This is a genomic window from Yersinia enterocolitica subsp. enterocolitica, from assembly GCF_901472495.1.
GTDB classification, from domain to species: Bacteria; Pseudomonadota; Gammaproteobacteria; order Enterobacterales; family Enterobacteriaceae; genus Yersinia; species Yersinia enterocolitica.
In genome coordinates this window covers 2,218,517-2,240,824 of record NZ_LR590469.1, presented here as the reverse complement: position 1 = coordinate 2,240,824, position 22,308 = coordinate 2,218,517, and the positions used below count along the sequence as shown (strand labels likewise).

Below are 22,308 nucleotides of genomic sequence, written 5' to 3'. Positions count from 1 at the left end.
GGCAGGGAGGCACCGCAATGAATGCATCAGATCTGATTCGTATCATGCAATTTGGTGATTCCGTACTGCCGGTCGGGGCCTTCACGTTTTCCAATGGCGTGGAGTCCGCCATTCAAACTGGCGTGGTACGAGACGTGCCGACGTTAAAAGGCTTCGTGTTAACCGCCCTAAAACAAGCGGCCAGTTGTGATGGCATGGGGGTGGTTGCTGCCCATCGGGCTGTGGTTGCTGACGACCGTGACGGTATTATCCGTGCTGATTGGGCCGTGAATAACCGCAAACTCAATGAAGAAAGCCGCCTGATGGCAACCCGAATGGGGAAAAAATTGGCGGAGATGTCAATCCATGTGGTGGAGCATCCGCTGATCAGCTGGTGGCTGGAACAGATAAAAAATGGCAATACCGCAGGGACTTACCCGGTCACTCAGGCGGTGGTGATGGCCGCACAGGGGATTGGGCAGCGCGAAGTGGTGGTGATGCACCAATATGGCGTGGCGATGACGATATTAAGTGCGGCCATGCGCTTGATGCGCGTTACCCATTTCGACACACAGCATATCTTGTTTGAGTTAAACCACGACATCGAGAAGTTCTGCGATATTGCCGAAATTGGCGATATTGACCAGATGTCTTCTTATGTCCCTATTGTGGATGTTTTGGCGGCGGTGCATGTGAAAGCGCACGTTCGCCTGTTTAGTAACTGATCGACTATTTAACTGATTGATAAAATGACTTCTGAGTGCTGGGTGAGTGGGCTCGCCGAGGACAGCTTATTCGCCAACTACTTGGCCAATATCAGATAAAACTAAGAGGATTACCCCGTGAATAGCCATTCAACCGATAAACGCAAAAAGATCACCCGCATTGGTATTGGTGGCCCGGTGGGTTCAGGTAAAACCGCCATTATCGAAGTGATCACCCCTATTCTGATCAAACGGGGTATTAAGCCTCTGATCATTACCAATGACATCGTCACCACCGAGGATGCCAAACAGGTGAAACGTACCCTGAAAGGCATTCTGGATGAAGAGAAGATCCTCGGGGTCGAAACCGGTGCTTGCCCGCATACTGCGGTGCGTGAAGACCCCAGTATGAATATTGCTGCGGTGGAAGAGATGGAAGAGCGCTTCCCTGACAGCGACCTCATCATGATTGAAAGCGGTGGCGACAACCTGACACTGACCTTTAGCCCGGCCTTGGCTGACTTCTATATCTATGTCATCGATGTGGCGGAAGGGGAAAAAATCCCGCGTAAAAATGGCCCAGGTTTGGTTCAGGCGGACATTCTTGTCATCAACAAAATTGACCTCGCCCCTTATGTCGGTGCCAGCCTGGATGTGATGGAAAGTGACACCAAAGTGGTTCGTGGCGAGCGCCCTTATATTCTGACCAACTGCAAAACCGGGCAGGGCATTGAAGAGTTGGTGGATATGATTATGCGCGACTTCTTGTTTACCCATGTGCAGCCACAAGGAGAACATGCATGACATCGCAGAGCCAGAATATCGTGGAAACTCCTTCACGGGTTCGCGCTCACGCATTAGGTATCAACGCGCCGGAACTTGCGCAATACCAAGATGAACCGGCGCAAATGCGTAGCGGAGCGGTAGGGAAAAGCGGCTATCTCAAACTGAGATTTGCCAAACGTGAACATCGCAGTATTTTGGCCGAAATGGAAAGACGGGTACCCTCAATGGTGCAAAAAGCGCTGTACTGGGATGAAGAAATGCCCGAACTGCCGTGTGTCACCATGATCTCGACTTCAGGATGCATTTTACAAGGTGACCGTCTGGCCACTGACGTGATTGTGGAGGCGGGGGCTTGCGCCCATGTCACTACGCAGTCGGCGACTAAAGTTCATATGATGAATGCCAACTACGCGTCGCAGATACAGAATTTTACGGTAGAAGAAGGGGGCTATCTTGAATTTATGCCAGACCCACTTATTCCACATCGTAATTCGCGTTTTATTACTGATACCACCATTAATATTCATCCTACGGCGACGGCGATTTATTCGGAAGTGCTGATGTCTGGGCGTAAATATCACCATGCGGATGAACGCTTTGGTTTTGATGTTTATTCCTCCCGAGTGGCGGCGCACGTTTTTTTGGGGAAAGAACAGCCAGCAGGTAAAGAACTGTTTGTTGAGAAATATGTGTTGGAACCGAAGTCAGAAAGTCTTGATGCTATTGGGGTCATGCAATCATTTGATGCGTTCGGCAATGTGATCTTATTAACCCCCAAAGAGCATCATGAGCGCATTCTGGCGCGGGTACCGGCCCATTTTGATATTAAAGGCGGTATTGCCAGTGGGGCAACGCGCTTACCGAATGATTGCGGGCTGGTGTTTAAAGCACTGGGAATTGATAGTGCCGGTGTGAAGAATGAAATCCGACAGTTTTGGAAAATAGCTCGTGAGGAAATTCTCGGTGTGACATTGCCGGAAAAATTCTTGTGGCGTTAAGGTGTTGCTCAAAGGTATTGGCGTTGCAGCAAAACATCGCTGCAACAATAAATAGGTGCAACGACGAGTGAGTGCAGCTAATACAGCTGCGGCTTCAAGTTAGAAGGGTAAAATAATGAACGCGAAAACGGGCAATCAATCCGGCTGGGCACAACTTAGTGCTTCGAATGTTTTCATTGAATTTATCGATACAACGCTGCGCGGCTGTGCTCAAGTCATGTTCCAGAATAACCCTCTGACCGGGCTATTCTTTTTTATCGCAATATTTGTCGGAGCCTATGGCGAAGGGAACCCGGCGGTGGCTTATGGTTGTGTGCTGGGAACAATAGTGGCAACACTCACCGGGCTAACGATGCGCGATCGTAAATCATGGCGCTCAGGGTTATACGGCTATAACGGGTGTTTGGTGGGGGCGGCATTACCGACATTTTTGGTTGCCACACCGATAGTCTGGGCATGCATTGTTTTAGGTAGCATCGTGTCGGTCATTGTTATGGTTTGTATCGCCGATATTTTAAAAACTTGGAAAGTTGCGGCATTAACTGCACCTTTTGTTCTCACTACCTGGATGATCTTGTTGGCCAGTTACGCCTTTGCCGGTTTACATAGCAGTGGATTACCTACCCCGGCTCTACCTCATCCGTTGGTTTTAGATAGTGGAGCAACTGCGAGTGGTAATCTTTTCGTCAGCATGTTCAATGGTGTTTCTCAGGTATTTTTATTCAGTAGTTTGATTGGCGGCATTCTTTTTATCATCGGGCTGGCGGTTGAATCGCTCTGGGCCGCCGTATTTGCCGTGGGTGGTTCACTATTGGCGCTTTTCACCGCTATATTCCTTGGGGCAAACCCGAGCAGTATTGATGCCGGACTTTATGCATTCAGTGCGGTATTGACGGCGATCGCTTTAGGTTCGACATTTAACAAGCCCAGTTGGCGCGTTTTGGCTTATACCGTCGTCGGCGTTATTTTTACGGTCATCGTACAGGGCGCTCTGAATATTTTATTGTCCCCTATCGGTATTCCAACCTTGACGATGCCATTTGTTCTCGCTTCATGGTTATTCCTGGTTCCTAATAAAGATGTGATGCCAGCACATAGACAATAGCGATTTTATTCTGGAGTATGAATATGACGACTGGAATAGAGAAACGTAGTGCATTTGGCAACCAGCAAACTAAACGTCGCGCCATTTACTTATTGATTGGCTTACTGGTGATTAATGGGCTGGCATGGGTTTGGGCTTTTACCGAATTTAATGATAATGCAGTGTTAATGGGGATGGCATTTCTGGCTTATAGTTTTGGTTTGCGTCATGCCGTAGATGCTGATCATATTGCCGCTATTGATAATGTAACCCGTAAATTGATGCAACAGGGGAAGACTCCGATTGCGGTTGGGACATTCTTTTCCCTTGGTCATTCGACCATTGTTATATTAGCGTCACTGGCTATCGCTGCAACCGCCATGGCATTTAAAAATAATATGGCGTGGTTCCACGAAACCGGCGGTTTGATTGGTACGTTGGTTTCGTCACTGTTTTTATTATTGTTTGGTTTTCTTAATTTAACCATTCTGATTTCAGTATATAAAAAGTTTCAACAGGTCAAAGCAGGGCATGTCTATAAAGACGAAGAGCTTGATCTATTGGTAACCAATAATGGTGGTTTTCTGGCCAGAATATTCAAACGTGTGTTTAACATGGTGAATAAAAGCTGGTATATGTACCCTGTTGGTTTTTTATTCGGTTTGGGTTTTGATACTGCTACCGAAATTGGGGTGTTAGGGATCTCAGCGGCCAGTGCAACTCATGGCATGAATTTGTGGTCAATTATGGTTTTCCCTATTTTATTTGCTTCTGGGATGGCTTTGATCGACTCACTCGATAACTTTGTCATGATTGGTGCTTATGGTTGGGCCTTTTCAAAACCGGTACGGAAATTGTATTACAACATTACTATCACTGCGGCTTCAGTTATCATTGCATTCTTTATTGGTGGGATTGAAGCATTAGGGTTAATTGCGGATAAACTTAATTTGACTGGCGGTATTTGGACACCAATAAATAATATCAGTGAAAACTTAGGTGAGATAGGTTACTGGATTATTGGTATGTTTATACTATGCTGGGTGATTTCTGTAGTTAATTATTATGTTCGTGGTTATGATAAATTGAGTATTACCCGTTAGTTATTATTCTATAAAATAAAAAGGCGCTGATTAAGCGCCTTTTTCATAAGGTAAATATTTACACGTTACATATGTTTTTTAGCAAAGCCTAAAATATCCTGTTTAATCTCAGAGAGTTTGCTTTCAGGTGCTTTCTTGCAGACTTCGACCACTTTCGGTGTCACGATAGTGTCAGTCTCGTGCAAGTCAACATAATCACCTTTCTTATATTGAGTATCATCATTTAATACCCAATAAACAACCGGAGTAAATGACTTCGGATTCAGATCCAGGAACTCTTTGCAGGTCATATCACTCGGGGTAGTCGCCGTTGCGCTAGTGGTTGCTGCAAAGCTTGTTGCGGCAGCGGAAAGTAATAAACCAGTCAATGCAATATTACGAAGTGATTTGTAGGACATGCTTATTTCCTTATTTATCTGTTAAATATGATGAAATATTTAAGACACTTAAATTAAAGGTGATAGATATCACTCAAGTCTACGAACGCTGGCATTTCCGATATGCCAGTGAACCTATATATTATTAACCAAAATGATATTAATGCAACTATAGGATTATTATTTTATTCATTATTGAGTATGGATAACTTTACAAAATGTAAAATGGCCAGAGTGATGTTGTCCTTATAGTAATATCCGAAGTAATAACCGAATTATCATTTGATTTTAGTCAAAAATAATCATATTTGACCATGATTTTTATCGTTTTTTATCTATACTTGATTCACCTATAACAATTTTAGTCACTCTATTGATGAAAATATTACAGGAAATTAAAACGAAGGTTTCAATACCGCTTTTGTTGGCTATTTTGGTGGCCATTAATGGGTATCTGGTGTTAAGTCCTGTGCTTTTCCGGGCACTATCTCATTCAACAGATGCGATAAACAATTTCAGCACTTGGAAGGAGGCGCTAAGTTTTCTCGAATTATTTGAAATTCCAAGATTTATGATCGGTCTGCTATTGATATTAATGGCATTTTCAGTTGCGATGAAAATCCGTACTGCATGGTTTCTTACGGTATTATTGTTGTTTACCCTCGTCGCTATCAATATCTTTATTCTGAAAGATCAAGATAAACTGACCACTTATTCCCTTATTGTCCTTGTTGCACTGCTATTTTATTGGCGTGAGTTTGATCATTACAGTCTTGGGAGTGCAACATTCTTTGCGATCGCAAGTATTTGTTCATTAATCGTCTATAGCATGCTGGGCACCCTTTACATGGGTGATGAGTTCGCACCGGTGGTGACCGATTTACCTACAGCGTTCTATTTCGCGATTGTTTGTATGTCGACAGTGGGCTTCGGGGATATTATTCCACATACCACTGTGGCGAGAATGTTCACTCTTACGGTGATTATTGCTGGCATTACAGTCTTTGCTACTTCGATTGCTTCTATTGCTGGCCCGATAATCAGTAATAATATTAAACGCATTGTTAAAGGTAGGATTTCTCACGTGGAACGTAAAAATCATTTTATTATTGTTGGTTCCAGTTCTTTGGCGCTGAATGTTTATAACGGTCTGCGTGACCGGGGTGATGATGTTACTGTGATTTGCGCAGTTGGCAGCCAACACGGTTTTCCTCCACATGCAGATGTTATTGAGGGCGATCCCTCTTCGGTCGAAACACTGAAATTGGCCGGTGCCGCCAGGGCAAAATATATTATCGCATTGTGCAACAATGATGCCGACAATACCTTTACCATTCTGGCAGCAAAAGAGATTGCCGGTGAGGGTACGAAAACACTAGCTCTGGTTAATGAAACGCAAAATATGCAAAAAGTTAAACGAGTTAACCCTGATATGGTGTTCTCATTGCCATTGTTAGGTAGCGAACTGTTGGTCAGAACCTTAAATGGCGATACGATTAATAACTCTCTTATTACCGAGATGTTCTTTGGGAATTGCCAAAAATTAGATTAAATCTATTAAATTATCGGCAGATATACATAAAAACACCCTCATGACGAGGGTGTGAGGTTAATGACAAAGTGCCCGTAACGGTGAAAACAGGCAGATCGTAAAGACGCCGTAAACCCTTCCGTGGCGCGGACGCTTTACTCTTCTGCCTGCCTTCACCTTGCAAGATCGAGTTATCGAGGTTTGTCAGCAGTCTGACACCCTCATGACGAGGGTGTTTTTTATACCTTAAGATACCCTGCATTTTCTTATTGCGTGGCGGTTTGTGGATCCTTAGGTTTCTCTTTTGGCCCCACCATTAAACCAAATTCAACAGCGATAAAACCAACAATCAGGCTGACAACCAGGTAGCAAATTGAGACTAAAACCTCACCAGGGTTTTTCATCATTTCAACGGCACCAAATACGAAACTAGAAAATGTTGAAAGACCACCCATAATACCGGTACCCACCATCAGATGGACATATTGATTAATTTTACCGTTTTTAAAGAAAGAGGTGGCTAACCCTAATAAAAATGCGGCGATGATATTGGCTACAAAGATATCCATCGGGAAGCCATCTGCCAGTCGTGGAACTGATAACATAATAAATTCACGACACATGGCACCAAAAGCCCCACCAACAAAAACTAAAATAATAAGATTCGGCATAACAATTATCTCCGATTAACAACGCTCTCCAATTAATAATCTTATCCGATTAATAAATTGGCCCTCTGATTAATAAGCCAGCCATGCACCCAATGCGGCCGCAGCTAAACCGACTAATACAGAAATAATCAGATATCCAGCAGCAATAGCTCTGCCCCGGGTTGTAGATAGTTTTGCCGCATCTAATTGCATGCTACTGAAAGTGGTATAACCGCCTAAAATACCGGTTAACACGGCGGCATTTATGAGATCACCATAGCGGTCGCGCCAGTCGACACTAAAAAGAATGCTTAGATAACCAATGACAAATGCACCCGAAATATTAATTAGAAAAGTGCCGAGGGGAAAATTACCTTTATATATTTTGCCAACACCGAGCCCAATCCACCATCGTAATAATGAGCCAATCCCTCCACCTAGCCCAACCCACATTACATCGATTGCAGTCATAAAAAGCCCTCCATAGTTATTCACTAGAGTGGTAATAATTGTAGTACAAATAAGTTATGAGATCATTCTGATATCAGGAATGTAGAGTAAGAATTTTTGCAATCAGAGGGGTTTACTTGCAGTGGTGGAGGAAGGCGTTAAAATAGGAATGCTGTTTCAAAAATACAATAAACGGAGATAGAGCCATCATGCTTTACAACGCAGATCCTTCCCGATACAACCAAATGCAATATCGCTTTTGTGGAAAAAGCGGCTTGCAGCTTCCCGCATTGTCACTTGGACTTTGGCATAATTTTAGTTTTAACAATACATTAGAATCGCAGCGAACTTTATTGCGCAAAGCCTTTGACTTGGGAATTACCCATTTCGATTTAGCGAATAATTATGGCCCACCGCCAGGATCGGCAGAACAAAATTTCGGTAAGTTGCTACAAGATGATTTTAAGCCTTATCGTGATGAACTGATAATCTCGACTAAAGCCGGTTATAACATGTGGCCCGGCCCCTATGGCACAGGCAGCTCGCGGAAATATCTGCTGGCCAGTCTGGATCAAAGCCTAAAACGTATGGGACTGGATTATGTGGATATTTTCTATTCGCACCGTGTTGATGAAAATACGCCAATGGAAGAAACAGCATCAGCTTTAGCTCAGGCAGTACAAAGTGGTAAAGCATTATATGTTGGAATCTCATCCTATTCTTCTGAGCGAACAGCCAAAATGGTGGAGTTATTACAGCAATGGAAAATTCCTCTGCTTATTCACCAGCCTTCTTATAATATTCTCAATCGTTGGGTTGAACAGACAAACCTATTAGATACCTTGGATAAACAAGGTGTCGGCTGTATTGCTTTTACACCTTTGGCACAAGGATTGCTGACCGGGAAATATCTCAATGGTATTCCTGATGATTCCCGCATGAAAAAAGAAGCGGGCGGTTCGCTCAAAGAAACTATGTTGTCAGCAGCCAATCTGCGTAGCATCAAATTGTTGAACGAATTAGCTGAACAACGTGGGCAGTCTTTGGCGCAAATGGCATTAAGCTGGTTGTTGAAAGATAGCCGCGTCACATCGGTTTTGATTGGTGCCAGCCGGCCAGAACAACTAGAGGAAAACTGTGCCGCTCTCAATAATCTTAACTTTAGCGCCGAGGAATTGTGCGCGATTGATCAGCATGTTACCGATGGGCAGCTCAATTTATGGCAGGCTTCTTCGGCGCGGTAATCTGCCAAGATAAGCTTCGTCAGTGATAATAAAAAAGCCGGAATATTATCCGGCTGAGGTTAATGACAAACCCATTTTGTCGCACCGAGAGTGGCGGGGCGACTGCACCGATGGGCGCTCCGACGGCTTACGCCACTTGTATTTTAAATAAATAGGAACCCATTCGGCACATTTCCCCGCTTATTAATTTTGTCAGCAGTCTGAGCCGGAATATTATCCGGCTTTTTCTTTGGAAATTTGTGGCCACTAAGCTAATTGTTAGTCGCAAGACCGACTTTGAGTAGCTTACCGTCGCTCTCGTCCGTCAACAGATAAACATAGCCGTCAGGCCCGATGCGTACATCGCGGATTCTTTCGCCACGATCACCCAACAGGCGCTCCTCAGTCATGACTTTATCGCCATCCAGTTGTAAACGAATTAACTCTTTTTGCGCTAATGCACCGATAAACAGTGAATGCTGCCAGGCAGGGAATCGGTCGGCATCATAAAATGCCATCCCACTGATACCTGGTGATTTTTCCCAGTAATAGGCAGGCTGTTCAGTCCCATCGACATGAGTACCTTTCGCTTCAGGGATCGGCAAACCGGAATAGTTCACTCCCTGTGTTGCCAGTGGCCAGCCGTAGTTTTTTCCCGCTATTGGGATGTTTATTTCATCGCCGCCTTTCGGCCCATGTTCATTGGACCACATCACGCCACTCCATGGATTAAGCGCCAACCCTTGTGGATTACGGTGGCCATAAGACCAAATTTCGGGTCTTGCCGGTGACTGATTGGCAAAGGGATTATCTTTCGGCACTTTACCATCAGGGGTTAGACGCACAATTTTACCCTGGTGCAAGCTCAGATCCTGAGCGGTCAGGCGCTGATTATTCTCACCCAAAGTGATAAAAAGATCCCCTTGCTTATCAAAAGCTAATTTGCCGCCAAAATGGTTGCCGGTTGATAACTTGGGCTGTTGGCGGAAGAAAACCGTGAAGTTCTCAACAGCTGTGCCTTGCGGATTAAGGCGACCATAGCCCACCGCAGTACCGGCTTTTCCGTCCTTTCCCTCTTCAGCAAAACTGAGGTAGACGCGCCTGTCTTGGGCAAATTTAGGTGATAATGCGACTTCCAATAAGCCACCTTGCCCCTTAGCATAAACCGCAGGCACGCCTTTTAAGGGTTCTGACAACGGTTTTCCCTGTTGCCATAACCGAAGTTTCCCGGAACGTTCGGTGATCAAAATCCCCCCATTATCCGGTAGAAATGCCAGTGACCAGGGGTGATCCAACCCATCTTGTAGCTCAGTTACTGTCACTGTGGGGGCTGGGGCGGCGATAGCGGATGCCGAGACAAACACACTCAGCAAAAGTAATTTTAATAGTTGAAAATGCAGTCGAGAGGCTGGTGTTTTATTTTCGAATAACGTCATTAGTCACTCCATAAATAGGCAAGCACCTGTTAACTTTAGAGTATTAAGTCGGAATCGGCTATTTTTTCCCCTAAAGAACTGCGTATTGGCCGTATGGGGAGGATGGCGGCCATGCTCTTCGCTTCACGAATAAAGCTGTTGCGCTGAACCTGCCGAAAAAGTGAGAAAGTTTGGATGAAACGATTATCAAACCAATAAGATTTCCTAATTTATTCTTTTATCGATTTCAATCGATTTTATCGTAGTGCCTCGCTATGCCAAAATCAGCTAATAATAACTAACTATATGAAATAAAATGAATTAAACTTAATTCGCCGAGCAAAAAAATAACCATTTTGCGATAACCATCACATTGTAATAACTGAGAAATGTGAAGGCTATCAATGTGAAAAGTCAATATTAGACGATTATTGCTATGCTTGAATTACTGGATTGGCTGTCAACTCCGTATACTGCCGACAACCAGAAACAATGGGGCTGGGCAAGGGGCACGATAAAGTACAGGTAAAGGGAATTCACCATTGTACTGGCATATGAATAACTTGTGTCTTTTGAACATCAAAAGGTGTTGGGTATGGAAAAGAAAAAAATTTATCTATTTTGTTCTGCCGGTATGTCTACCTCATTACTGGTTTCCAAAATGAAAGTACAAGCAGAGAAGTATGAAGTGCCAGTGATTATCAATGCTTACCCGGAAGCACTGGCCGCGCAGCATGGGATTGAAGCCGATGTGATCCTCTTAGGGCCACAGATTGCTTATATGTTGCCTGAAGTCACCAAAATGTTCCCTAACAAACCCGTCGAAGTGATTGATTCTATCCTGTACGGCAAGGTCGATGGTTTAGGGGTATTAAAAGCTGCTGTTGCCGCAATAAAAAAAGCAAAACAATAAGGGGAGCACTGTGAGCGCATTTATTAATTCTCTGGAAAGGGCCATATTGCCCTTCGCCATTAAAATTGGCAAACAGCAACATATTAATGCCATCAAGAATGGATTCATTCGGCTGATGCCGCTAACCCTGACGGGTGCTATGTTTGTACTTATCAATAACGTTTTCTTGAGTTTTGGTGAAGGGTCATTCTTTTTCTCGATGGGTGTTCGGTTAGACGCCGATACCATCACCACGCTCAATGGTTTTAAAGCGATAGGCGGCAACGTTTACAACGGTACTCTCGGTATCATGTCGTTAATGACGCCATTCTTTATCAGTATGGCTCTGGCTGAAGAGAAAAGAGTCGATCCGCTGGCTTCAGCACTGCTGGCGATTGCTGCCTTTATGACCGTGACCCCATACAGTGTTGGCGATGCCTATGCGGTAGGTGCCAACTGGTTAGGTGGTGCAAATATTATATCCGGTATTATTATCGGCTTGGTGGTGGCAGAGGTCTTCGCCTTTATCGTGCGCCGTAACTGGGTTATCCGCCTGCCAGACAGTGTCCCGACTTCCGTTTCTCGTTCTTTCTCTGCACTGATTCCTGGTTTTATCATTCTGTCCATCATGGGGGTGATTGCCTATGCCCTTGGATTGCATGGCACCAACTTCCATCAGATCATTATGGACACCATTTCAGCTCCGCTCTCTAAGATGGGCAGTGTTGTAGGTTGGGTGTATGTGATGTGCTCTTCACTGTTGTGGTTCTTCGGGATACACGGTGCGATGGCATTATCTGCATTGGAAAGTGGCATTATGATGCCATTTGCATTGGAAAACGTGGCGACATATACCCAATATGGCTCGGTTGCTGCGGCCTTGGCTGCTGGCAAAGAATTCCATATGTGGGCCAAACCTTTTGTTGATTCCTATATCTTCCTCGGCGGAACCGGGGCAACACTGGGGCTGGTTATTGCTATCTTTATTGGTTCTCGCCGTGAAGATTATCGTCAGGTGGCAAAACTGGGCGCTCCAGCCAGTATTTTCCAGATTAACGAACCAATTCTGTTTGGTTTACCGGTTATTATGAACCCGCTGTTCTTTATTCCGTTTATCCTGGTTCAACCGGTATTAGCCATTATCACTTCAATTGCGTATTACACCGGTTTTATTCCGCCAATCACCAATATTGCACCCTGGACCATGCCTGTCGGATTGGGGGCTTTCTTTAACACCAACGGCAGTATTGCGGCGATGCTATTAAGTTTGTTCAACCTTGGTATTGCCACAATGATTTATCTACCCTTTGTGATTATTGCCAATAAAGCACAAAACGCGATAGACAGTGAAGTTCAAAGCGAAGAAGAAATAGCAGATAGCTTGAAATTCTAATGGTAAAACCCATTTAACGTATGAGGTTGGAGGCTGGAATGAAATATCAATTTCCCGAGAATTTTTGGTGGGGTAGTGCCACTTCTGCAACCCAATCTGAAGGGGCGTCATTGCGGGATGGTAAAAGCCAGAATATCTTTGATTATTGGTATGACATCGCACCAGAACGTTTTCATGGCCAAATTGGCCCGGAAAACACCTCCACCTTTTACGATAATTATCAGCAGGATATATTGCTGTTAAAAGCATTAGGTCATAATACTTTCAGGACATCGATTTCATGGTCGAGACTGATCCCAACCGGTGACGGCGAGCTTAATCCTAAAGCCGTCACCTTTTATAACGCGATCATTGACGCCTTGCTGGCAAATGGCATCACGCCATTTATCAACCTCTACCATTTTGATATGCCGTTGTGCATGCAAGAGAAAGGCGGTTGGGAAAGCCGTGCGGTGGTTGATGCTTATGCACGCTATGCCAAAATCTGCTTTACCTTGTTTGGTGACCGAGTAAAACACTGGTTTACCTTTAACGAGCCAGTGGTGCCGGTTGAAGCTGGCTATCTGAACGACTTACATTATCCTTGTGTGGTAGATTTTAACCGAGCGGTAACTGTGGCCTACCATAGTGTCCTGGCTCATGCCAAAGCCGTTGAAAACTATCGGGAACTGAAGCAGGGTGGTGATATTGGCATCATTTTGAACCTCACCCCAACGTACCCTCGCTCTGATAGTATTCCCGATAGTGTGGCTGCAAATCACGCCGATCTGCTACTTAATCGTAGCTTTCTCGATCCCGTCACTAAAGGTACTTACCCTGACGAACTGATTGCATTGTTGCGTGAGTATGACTTGCTACCCAAGATCGAACCCGGCGATTGCCAACTTATTGCTAATGGCGTCGTTGATTTATTAGGCGTTAACTATTACCAGCCAAGAAGAGTCAAGGCGAAAGATATTCCAACCCCTCAGAGGCAGGTAAAAACGCCAGAAGATTTATTTAGCTTTTATGAGATGCCGGGGCGGAAAGTTAATCCGCATCGTGGCTGGGAAATTTATGAAAAAGGGTTGTATGACATTCTGACAGACCTGAAACAGAATTATGGCAATATTCCCTGCTATATCTCTGAGAATGGCATGGGGGTTGAGGGCGAAGAGCAATTTATCACCCCATCAGGCCGGGTTGAGGATGAATATCGCATTGAGTTCATTCGCGAGCATCTAAAATGGTTACATCGAGCCTTGCAAGAGGACTGCAATTGTAAAGGCTATCATCTGTGGACTTTTATTGATTGCTGGTCTTGGCTTAATGCTTATAAAAATCGTTATGGATTAGTGCGATTGAATATCGCAGATCAATCGCGGGTCATAAAGAAAAGTGGTTATTGGTTTGCGGATGTTGCAAGGCAAAACGGCTTTAATTAACGGCTTTAATTTACGGAGTAGCAACAGTATGTTTGATTTAGATAAGATCGTTGATGATGTGCAACCTATCGATGAACTTGAAGATGTGGTCATGGGGTTGATTATCAACGCAGGGCAAGCCCGGAGTTTGGCCTATAAAGCATTGAAACATGCCAAAACAGGCGATTTTACCCAAGCAGAAGAGCTGATGGCACAATCGCGCAAGGCATTGAACGAAGCGCATCTGGTACAAACTCAGCTTATTGAAGCCGATCAAGGTGAGGGGAAAACTCGAGTCACGTTGGTATTAGTGCATGCCCAGGATCATTTGATGAATGCGATGTTAGCCCGAGAGTTGATTTCAGAACTTATTGAATTACATCAAAAAATAAGCTAATCGATACAAGTGGCTGTTGGTTTTTAAAATAAGAGAGTGAAGGTAAATAAGATGGAAGTCAGATTAGTACGTGAAAAAGACTTTTTTAACGGAAAAGAATTCCATCTGTTTATTTATAACAAAACGGAGAGCGCGACAGGCTTACACCAACATGATTACTATGAATACACTCTGATATTAACTGGCATGTGTTATCAGGAGATTAATGGTAAGCGCGTTTTTTTAGAACGTGGCGATTTTGTTTTTATCCCCATGGGTTCTCATCATCAAAGTTTCTATGATTTTGGTGCCACGCGAATATTAAACGTTGGGATTAGAAAATCTTTCTTTGAAGAGCACTATTCTCATTTACTCTCCCGGCCTATTGTGGCTTCGCAGGCTTATCGCCTGAAAGGTGATTTTCTTTCTTATATTGAATCAGCTATTTCTGCGCCACATTTTAGGGAAGATGAGCTGACAGAATTGGTCGAACTGCTGACATTCTATGTGACTAACCGTATCAGCCATTATAAAGAGACTGAAACTAACGATGACATACCGCAGTGGTTAAAAAACAGTATCGACAAAATGCATGATAAATCGATGTTTGGTGAGAAAGCATTGGTAAACATGATTGCGCTGTCGGGAAAAACTCAAGAATACTTGACTCGTGCCACTCGGCGTTATTATCAGAAAACGCCAATGCAGATTATTAATGAAATCAGAATTAATTTTGCCAAAACCCAGCTCGAAATGACGAATTATTTTGTTTCCGATATTGCTTTCGAAGCGGGATACAGTGATACCACGTTATTTATCAAAAACTTCAAGAAATTGACCTCTTTTACGCCAGGAAATTACCGCAAGAAATTCAACTGCGTCAGAGACGGATTATCCGATTAGTTTCCGGTTTGATATTGTCTCCCGGAATAGACCGATAAGGCACCCTCAATGGAAAAGTTACTTATTGTTAATGCTGATGATTTTGGTCTATGCAAAGGCCAAAATTACGGAATTATTGAAGCATTTCGGCATGGTATTGTTTCATCAACCACTGCCATGATGAATTGTGCAGAGATCTATCATGCGGCGGAACTGAGCAAGCAAAACCCTGCATTGCCAGTAGGTATGCACTTTGTTCTGACTTACGGTCGGCCCTTAACTGCCATGCCATCATTGGTGGATGCCAAGGGTGAATTGGGTAAATGGCTATGGGCGCGGGCCGAAGCGGGTGAGTTAAATTTAGATGAAATTGCCCAAGAATTGACTGCGCAATTTAACAAATTCGTCGCTGTGTTTGGCCGCCCACCAACTCATGTTGATAGCCATCATCATGTCCATATGTTGCCTCAGATTTATCCGTTGATTGAATCTTTTGCCCACGAAAAATCACTACCATTACGTATTGATCGCCATGAGGCGCAACAGCAGGGCATGGTGCTGAATAGTCCCCGTAGCACCGAGTGGTTTGATGCCGGATTTTATGGCGAGAATCTGACAGAACAGTCTTTTTTGCAGTTGTTAGCAAAAGCGGATCAAAATGGAATTAATACCATTGAGGTGATGTGTCACCCGGCCTTTATCGACAAAATTCTGATGACCAGCGGTTACTGCTATCCACGACTTACTGAGTTGGAAATATTGACGTCGCCAGCATTAAAGCAATCGATTGAACAGCTTGGCTATAGATTAGGGTCGTATTCGGATTGCTGATAACTATTGTATGTAGTTAAATTCAGCCCACCACCAAGGTGGGCTGCTGTGGTCAATATCGTTACCTCAAATTTCCGCTGAGACGGCTATAAAAATCACTGCTGCGCGTATCTAACCCTTCAATAATGACTTCTGCACCATATCTTTGATAGCGATACTCAATGCCATCCAGTGCGGCTACCGTGGAGGCGTCCCAAATCTGCGCATGTGTAAGGTCAATGATGACTCGCTTAGGATCGTGCGCATAGTCGAAGTGCTCGAACAAGTCATTACTGCTGGCAAAAAATAAGGGGCCGTGCACGGTATAACGTACACTTTTGCCATCATCACTCAGGGTACGCTCTGCATAAATCACATGCGCGATACGGCGAGCAAACAGGATCATGGCAACAATAACGCCCGCCAGTACACCCAACGCAAGATTGCTGGTCCAAACTGTAACCAGAACGGTTAACACCATCACCAGCGTTTCAGACCAAGGCATTCGTTTAAGTGTGGCCGGTTGCAGGCTGTGCCAGTTAACGGTTTTCACCGCGACAACCATCATGATACCTGCTAGCACGACCATTGGGATTTGTGCCAGCAACTTGCTTAGGCCAGTAACCAATACCAGTAACACCACCGCGGCCGCCACTGTAGATACCCGGCTACGTGCTTTGCCTAATTCCACATTGACGATAGTTTGACCAATCATTGCACAACCCGCGATACCACCATAGAAACCCGCGAGAATGTTGCCAACACCGAGACCCCAGGATTCCCGGCGTTTACTGGATTGTGTATCGGTAATGTCATCGACCAACTTTGCTGTTAACAAAGACTCCATCAGACCGACGAAAGCGACACTTAACGCGGTGGGCCATACTATTTGGAAGGTTTGCCAGTTGAGTGGAACAAGTAACTGAGTGAAGCTGGGCAAATCGGCACTCATTGCTCCTTCGTCGCCCACATTGGGTAATCTATAGCCCATCAGAATAGCTACCAGGGTAACAACGATGATGGCTATCAGTGGTGAGGGTACACTTTTCAGTATGCGCGGGAGCAGTAAAACAATGATAAGGGTAACGGCAAACATAACCCATACCAGACTTGAATGGCCCCAAATATGCGGTACCTGAGCAAAAAATATCAGAATACCGAGCGCATTAACGAAGCCTATCATGACCGAACGAGGAATATAGCGCATCATGCGCGACAGGCCTGTTAGGCTGAAAAGGATTTGAACTATCCCAGCCAAAATTACCGCTGGCAATATGTATTCTACGCCGTGTGCGTGAACCATCGGGCCGATCACCAAAGCAACCGAACCCGCCGCCGCGGATACCATGGCAGGTCGGCCTCCAAGGATGGAAAGCGTGAAGCAAAGGACGATGGAGGCGATCAAACTCACTTTAGGATCGACTCCTGCAATGACTGAAAATGAGATAACTTCCGGTACCAGTGCCAACGCTGTCACAACACCAGCGAGACATTCACGGGTCATAAGTTTTGGTGATTTTAAAACCTGCCACACTCGCAATTCATTATTCGACTCTGCGGGGTTAGGAAGGTTATGAGTGTTATTCATAAAGTCTCTTATTATTCATGCTTAAGTAAATATTAACCGGGAGCTGGGTGACACCAGTGTGTTTACTCCTGTTAGGAAGCTGATAGCGGAAGCGCCAAATTTTCTTACCGGTGGTTTTGACTAACAAAAATAAGCCATCTCCATCATGGAGAGCCAGGTCTTTGTCGATGGTTTTTGCTTTTTGTACTTCGGTGGGGGTGAGGGGGCGTGTTATCCTTGCCATGTATGGTTCTTCCCTTAATTGGTATACGTCCATTGGTATCTATCTTAGCGTATACCAATTGTCTCTGGCTTCAGGCGGATATCCTTGTGACTACTACAGACACAAAAATCTATGGTCACCCCCGTTTTTGCAACACCGATTTTGATTTATGATGGGCTTGCTTAAATCTATTCGGCGTCTGGTGGACAAAAATGTCCGCGCCATGATGAGTTCCGCACCTGATGAACCTTAAAAAACCCGTCGGCTTCAAAGAGCCATTTTTTGTGTCAGGTTCATCATCAGGCCGCTGTGCCGTTCATGTCATCAATAATCAGTCGTCGCAAAACCAGAAAGTCACTTGGTAACTCATTGAGCTGACAGTAGATTTACTGTTGGCTCTTTTATTTACTGAAGACGGTTCCTTGTGTGGTGACTGCCCAGGCTATTCGCGCCAGTTTGTTCGCTAATGCGCAGGCCACCACATTCGAGTGATGTCGTGTCAGTTGCCCATTAACCCACTCCGCCAGTCGTCCTGACTGATACTCCAGCCGTTGCATATAGACCCGCGCGCACTGCACCAGTAGCCGTCTCAGATTTTTATCCCCCCGCTTGCTGATGCCCATCAGGGTACTTTTCCCGCCGGTACTGTATTGGCGGGGTACTAATCCCGTTGACGCAGCAAAATCCCGGCTGCTGAGGTAGTTTTTCCCATCTCCCAGTTTGGTGGCGAGCAAACTGGCAGTGATTGTCCCGATACCGGGAATGGTGAGCAGGCGTTGTGCTGTTTCATCATCGGCCAGATGGTTTTTTAACTCTCTTTCGATTTCTTCGATCTGTTCACAGAGATAGCCATAATGCTGATGAAGTCGGGTGAGCAGTCGCACCAAATAAGGCGGTAGCTCGTGCTCCTCAGGCACAGTCGCCAGTCGTTTTATCACCGCAATACCGCGTGGCATGCTTATGCCAAACTCAAGTAAAAAAGCATGCATTTTTGGTGGCTTTGACCCGCTCCCTCACCAGTGCATCGCGGACACGATGCAGAGCCGACATGGCCTGCTGGTCTTCGGTTCTGGGTGTCACAAAGCGCATGGAGGGACGGGAAGCGGCTTCGCATATGGCCTCAGCGTCGATGAAATCATTTTTATTACTTTTAACAAAGGGTCGGACAAACTGCGGAGAAATGAGTTTGACCTGATGCCCTAACTGGCTGATATGACGGGCCATAAAATGGGCCCCGGCACAGGACTCCATCGCGACAATGCAAGGCGGGCAGGTGGCGAGAAACTGGGTGAGTTGAATGCGGGAAAACCTCTTGCGTAATAATGTGTTGCCGTGTTTTTCCTGGCAATGAATATGGAATGAATTCTTACCAAGGTCGATGCCGATGAGCGTAACGTTTTGCATGATGATCCCTCCAAAAAGAAAACCCTGTCAGCTTACCGCTCACAGGGTGGGGGTGACCATCTCATTAACCCGGCAGCGGGGCCGGGTTAGGTGATGTTATATTGCTGATTTTGCGAAAGATATTATTGCGTTTTCATCATTGTGATTAAGACAAGTAATATGGTTTTTTTCAAAAGTTCGGCGTATCTCATCCATTGCTCTAGTCTCTACAGCGGTAGGATTTTTTTGTCCGTCTATGGTAAAGAGAACGCTTGTTAAGTTTAAAAGATTCTCGTTTGCTGCTCGAGTAACCCTTGAAACCCAAGAGTCGCAGTGCTCCATCATTTTACCTGGCTCATTCTGAACAAAAGCCAGAGGTTTGATCGCGCATAGAACTTTTTCATCATCTTTTGCAACAAATGGCATCGTGAATTTTGTTAGGTCACCGCCAAAAGTTTCACGTTTAAAGGCGTTACGAAGCTCTGCGTGCGTGTTAAGCCTATGTCTTAACTCCTTTGCGAGAATATCTTCTCTACGCTCTTTGTTATAATCGGAGTGGTTTATAAATCTATCATAAATTTTATTTAGCTCATTTTCTGGGCTTTGAGCCAGAATCACGCGAGTAGAGCTAAAGTGAAAGATTGATTCTTTTCTTGCAGTTAGGTAACTAAAAAAGTTTGCTATATCGTCTGCTGTTCTGAGATTTTTTGTTTGCTCTTGAGCAAGTTTAAGCTCACGCGCAACCGCATCTCTTGCGAGGCGGAATATTGTATCGTCGCGAAAAAAAGCACTAACACGAGCATCATTACTCTTCGTTAACTTGAAATAGAATGCATGATTTTTAGGTGCGCATAACACTACGCCTATGTTTGCGAACTCTTCCGTTTCCGCATAGGGCGCATATCTTACAATGCTGTATAGACATGGCGTAGTCATTTGATATTACTCCAGAACTCTTCACCTAAGGCTCTATCTAATGTACTCTCAACAAAAGATAGAAATGCTATATTTTCATCAGTGTCGTCTAGTTCCCACTCTTCAGGAATGTCTTCGATAGCTGAAGATAGCACAGTTCTTGCCTGAGAGATTTCATCTTCTTGCTCCTGTTTATCAACAAGGTCATAAACCCAAGAGCGGTGCTTAGCACTATAGACATGGTATTCAAAGTCGCTTTCCAGATCATCATGATCGAAGGCTAGGTTATGGTCAATGAGGTAATGCCTATTATTTTGGTAATCAAAAATAATGTTAACATTCCCACCTATTGGTGAGAGCGTTCTGTCTGAATTATTCACCCATCTATCGAATAGGTAAATTTTCTTTTGTGTGGACACGTCCACGTTATTGTGGGCTTGCGTAAATGTAATTGGGGCAACACCGGATATGTATTTTGTTGCGAAAGCATAACCTTCGTAAAGTTCTCTCCGCCACTCAGGGACGAACTCTGTTAATGATCGGTCGATGTATACTATTTTGAATTCGGGAATTGACAGCCCCAATGAGTCTGCTAAACATGCAGAGATCCACTCAGCCATTAGTTGTTTTTTTGGTACGCATGGCATTCCTTTGACAACATATAGATTATCGTCATTGCATTTACACAGAAATGGTTGTGTTGCGCAATCGGGTATGCGGCGAACAATTTCTACAACTTGTAGTATCTCATTGTGCATAGTGTAATTGCATTTCCTTATATTCTATTCGCACGCAATTTGTTTACCCACCCCTCTATGGGCTAGCAGTGGGTTAGGCTAACAATTAAATATTCCGGGCACAAAACCTTAATTTTCCTTAAGCATCATAGATCGAATATTTTGTAACACAAATACTGGGTATATATCAGGGGGATAATGGCCGGTAGGTTACCGGCCTGACGGGAGTAACTTAAGCCTGAAACCAATCATCAGCACTTTCCCATGTTTCCTGCAAAATCTCTTCGACCGTTTTCTTATCCTCGTTAGCTCCACCCAGCACTGTTAACCCATCGGCACCCGCAAATCTGACTTTGACATCGACATCGCCAAACTTCCTACCTAGCCGTTTATCCAATTCTTCAGTCAATGCATTAGTGTACCCAACCGGGAATTTTTTAATGTTCAGCTTATCTATGGTCACTTCAACACGTAGCATATTTTTTCCCTCAGCTGTGATAGCGGGTTTTGGTATTAACATCTTCAATACCAGACTCGATATAGTCCACCCGCCTCTGTAATTCACTAATCAGCTTTTTGGCGGCATCCAAACGAATCATGACTTGTTGGTCTGGGTAATGCTCTGGTTCAATCTGTCTGAATCCGGTGAGAGTATCAGTGAATGACGAGCGCATGAGGATGAACTCACCAAAGGCGCTGTGAGCCGTATCAAAAGAAGTCAGCTCTCGCATCCCGGTAAACTCATCTTTATGATTTATTGCCATGACTTAACTCCCACCCAATAACTGTTTTTATATACAGTATTATTGAGTGGGAATTGAATTTGGTCAACCAGAAACGTTGGAGGATTTGTGATTTAGCACTAAAAATAAGAGGTTATTTTGTTTCACTTTGTTACAAGTAGAAAAGCCTCAGAGGTGAGTCTGAGGCTTAATCTGGGTTCACTTTCAAATGCACGTGCATTTTAAGTGCATTTTTTTGTCCTTTTTGAGTCGTTTCACCGTCTGGTCGGTGTCGCTAACTCATTGTTTTTGCTTGTGCAGTCCTTGCACGGTCTTACTAAAAGTGCTGGGGGACGCTGAATATATTAATCAATCTATTGTTTTTTTTTGATAAAAATCTAATTCAACTTTGTTTCGTATACCTAAACGTATACCAATAACTTGAAGTCATGGATTTTGTGAGTCATTTCCGAGCAAATAAGAAATGCGATTTGATATTGGTCTTTTACATACCTGTTGGCGAAAAAAAAAGATTTATAGAAAAACTGTTCACACTGTTCACTTTTGAATTTAATCATTTAAATACAATGCATTAGGTGGTGATGAGTTAGTGACGAGTTTATCCAAACTGGTCACTTGCTGTGAACAGTCGGCCATTTAATACAAAAACACCGGCCTAGGCCGGTGTGATTATTTTTGAGGTGC

22 protein-coding genes and 2 pseudogenes are annotated in these 22,308 nt (G+C 44.3%); 13 read left to right on the top strand and 11 right to left on the bottom strand.

All coding sequences use genetic code 11. The features are described from left to right. Positions 1-17: 17 nt before the first annotated feature. The 5 genes from FGL26_RS10625 to FGL26_RS10605 all read left to right on the top strand — a co-directional run bounded on the left by FGL26_RS10625 (position 18) and on the right by FGL26_RS10605 (position 4,654). On the top strand, positions 18-704 hold the full coding sequence (locus FGL26_RS10625; RefSeq protein WP_005164256.1) for an urease accessory protein UreF: 687 nt from the start codon (positions 18-20) through the stop codon (positions 702-704). A gap of 117 nt (positions 705-821) precedes the next feature. Beyond that, positions 822-1,487: an urease accessory protein UreG gene (gene ureG / locus FGL26_RS10620; RefSeq protein WP_004390399.1), complete on the top strand. Its 666-nt coding sequence runs from the start codon at positions 822-824 to the stop codon at positions 1,485-1,487. Next, the gene (locus tag FGL26_RS10615) at positions 1,484-2,467 is read left to right on the top strand and encodes an urease accessory protein UreD (RefSeq protein ID WP_005172967.1); all 984 of its coding nucleotides are present in this window, start codon (positions 1,484-1,486) and stop codon (positions 2,465-2,467) included. Before ureG ends, FGL26_RS10615 begins: the two co-directional genes overlap by 4 nt. Before the next feature lie 115 nt (positions 2,468-2,582). Then, complete coding sequence (gene yut / locus FGL26_RS10610; protein ID WP_005172963.1) at positions 2,583-3,572, top strand: urea transporter; 990 nt, start codon at positions 2,583-2,585, stop codon at positions 3,570-3,572. Positions 3,573-3,595: 23 nt separating this feature from the next. Continuing rightward, complete coding sequence (locus FGL26_RS10605) at positions 3,596-4,654, top strand: HoxN/HupN/NixA family nickel/cobalt transporter (protein ID WP_138060234.1); 1,059 nt, start codon at positions 3,596-3,598, stop codon at positions 4,652-4,654. A gap of 65 nt (positions 4,655-4,719) precedes the next feature. On the opposite strand, the gene hdeB is transcribed toward FGL26_RS10605, so the two are convergent. Further along, on the bottom strand, positions 4,720-5,052 hold the full coding sequence (gene hdeB / locus FGL26_RS10600; RefSeq protein WP_005164238.1) for an acid-activated periplasmic chaperone HdeB: 333 nt from the start codon (positions 5,050-5,052) through the stop codon (positions 4,720-4,722). A gap of 355 nt (positions 5,053-5,407) precedes the next feature. Between hdeB and kch the strand changes: the two genes are divergently transcribed. After that, positions 5,408-6,583: a voltage-gated potassium channel protein gene (gene kch / locus FGL26_RS10595; RefSeq protein WP_005164236.1), complete on the top strand. Its 1,176-nt coding sequence runs from the start codon at positions 5,408-5,410 to the stop codon at positions 6,581-6,583. Positions 6,584-6,828: 245 nt separating this feature from the next. On the opposite strand, the gene crcB is transcribed toward kch, so the two are convergent. Beyond that, complete coding sequence (gene crcB, locus FGL26_RS10585) at positions 6,829-7,233, bottom strand: fluoride efflux transporter CrcB (protein WP_005172954.1); 405 nt, start codon at positions 7,231-7,233, stop codon at positions 6,829-6,831. A gap of 69 nt (positions 7,234-7,302) precedes the next feature. After that, complete coding sequence (locus FGL26_RS10580) at positions 7,303-7,683, bottom strand: fluoride efflux transporter FluC (RefSeq protein ID WP_005172952.1); 381 nt, start codon at positions 7,681-7,683, stop codon at positions 7,303-7,305. A gap of 188 nt (positions 7,684-7,871) precedes the next feature. Between FGL26_RS10580 and mgrA the strand changes: the two genes are divergently transcribed. Next, positions 7,872-8,906 (top strand): L-glyceraldehyde 3-phosphate reductase, encoded by a 1,035-nt coding sequence (gene mgrA, locus FGL26_RS10575; RefSeq protein WP_005172949.1) that lies wholly within the window; start codon positions 7,872-7,874, stop codon positions 8,904-8,906. 251 nt (positions 8,907-9,157) lie between these two features. Here mgrA and FGL26_RS10570 read toward each other — a convergent pair whose 3' ends face one another. Further along, entirely contained in the window at positions 9,158-10,321 is a 1,164-nt protein-coding gene (locus FGL26_RS10570; RefSeq protein WP_005172946.1) for a PQQ-dependent sugar dehydrogenase, read from the bottom strand. A 574-nt stretch (positions 10,322-10,895) separates the two neighbouring features. Here FGL26_RS10570 and FGL26_RS10565 point away from each other — a divergent pair. Genes FGL26_RS10565 through chbG form a run of 6 tightly spaced genes read left to right on the top strand, consistent with a single transcriptional unit; the run spans position 10,896 to position 16,077 of the window. Beyond that, a complete protein-coding gene (locus FGL26_RS10565; RefSeq protein WP_005166429.1) occupies positions 10,896-11,213 on the top strand; it encodes a PTS sugar transporter subunit IIB in 318 nt (105 codons plus the stop codon). Positions 11,214-11,223: 10 nt separating this feature from the next. Continuing rightward, positions 11,224-12,585 carry a PTS N,N'-diacetylchitobiose transporter subunit IIC gene (chbC, locus tag FGL26_RS10560; protein ID WP_005172943.1) on the top strand — a complete coding sequence of 454 codons (1,362 nt, stop codon included), beginning with the start codon at positions 11,224-11,226 and terminating at the stop codon, positions 12,583-12,585. A gap of 38 nt (positions 12,586-12,623) precedes the next feature. Continuing rightward, positions 12,624-14,009, top strand: a complete 1,386-nt coding sequence (locus FGL26_RS10555) for a glycoside hydrolase family 1 protein (RefSeq protein ID WP_005172941.1) — start codon at positions 12,624-12,626, stop codon at positions 14,007-14,009. A gap of 28 nt (positions 14,010-14,037) precedes the next feature. Then, positions 14,038-14,385 carry a PTS N,N'-diacetylchitobiose transporter subunit IIA gene (gene chbA, locus FGL26_RS10550; RefSeq protein ID WP_005172939.1) on the top strand — a complete coding sequence of 116 codons (348 nt, stop codon included), beginning with the start codon at positions 14,038-14,040 and terminating at the stop codon, positions 14,383-14,385. 36 nt (positions 14,386-14,421) lie between these two features. After that, positions 14,422-15,267: a transcriptional regulator ChbR gene (gene chbR, locus FGL26_RS10545; RefSeq protein WP_255265352.1), complete on the top strand. Its 846-nt coding sequence runs from the start codon at positions 14,422-14,424 to the stop codon at positions 15,265-15,267. Between the two features lie 48 nt (positions 15,268-15,315). Next, a complete protein-coding gene (gene chbG / locus FGL26_RS10540; protein ID WP_005172932.1) occupies positions 15,316-16,077 on the top strand; it encodes a chitin disaccharide deacetylase in 762 nt (253 codons plus the stop codon). Between the two features lie 61 nt (positions 16,078-16,138). Here the strand turns inward: chbG and FGL26_RS10535 are convergent, their stop codons facing one another. The 7 genes and pseudogenes from FGL26_RS10535 to FGL26_RS10505 all read right to left on the bottom strand — a co-directional run bounded on the left by FGL26_RS10535 (position 16,139) and on the right by FGL26_RS10505 (position 21,645). Beyond that, a complete protein-coding gene (locus FGL26_RS10535; protein ID WP_005172929.1) occupies positions 16,139-17,644 on the bottom strand; it encodes a SulP family inorganic anion transporter in 1,506 nt (501 codons plus the stop codon). A 46-nt stretch (positions 17,645-17,690) separates the two neighbouring features. Beyond that, positions 17,691-17,867, bottom strand: a pseudogene (locus FGL26_RS10530) (integrase arm-type DNA-binding domain-containing protein); the annotation flags it as partial. A 380-nt stretch (positions 17,868-18,247) separates the two neighbouring features. Then, positions 18,248-19,250: pseudogene (locus FGL26_RS10525) on the bottom strand (IS110 family RNA-guided transposase). Positions 19,251-19,346: 96 nt separating this feature from the next. Next, entirely contained in the window at positions 19,347-20,165 is an 819-nt protein-coding gene (locus FGL26_RS10520) for a DUF3037 domain-containing protein (RefSeq protein WP_005172915.1), read from the bottom strand. After that, complete coding sequence (locus FGL26_RS10515; RefSeq protein WP_005172912.1) at positions 20,162-20,902, bottom strand: HipA family kinase; 741 nt, start codon at positions 20,900-20,902, stop codon at positions 20,162-20,164. Before FGL26_RS10515 ends, FGL26_RS10520 begins: the two co-directional genes overlap by 4 nt. 211 nt (positions 20,903-21,113) lie before the next feature. Next, the gene (locus FGL26_RS10510; protein WP_005172911.1) at positions 21,114-21,359 is read right to left on the bottom strand and encodes a DinI-like family protein; all 246 of its coding nucleotides are present in this window, start codon (positions 21,357-21,359) and stop codon (positions 21,114-21,116) included. Positions 21,360-21,369: 10 nt separating this feature from the next. Next, on the bottom strand, positions 21,370-21,645 hold the full coding sequence (locus FGL26_RS10505) for a hypothetical protein (protein WP_005172909.1): 276 nt from the start codon (positions 21,643-21,645) through the stop codon (positions 21,370-21,372). Positions 21,646-22,308 lie beyond the last annotated feature (663 nt).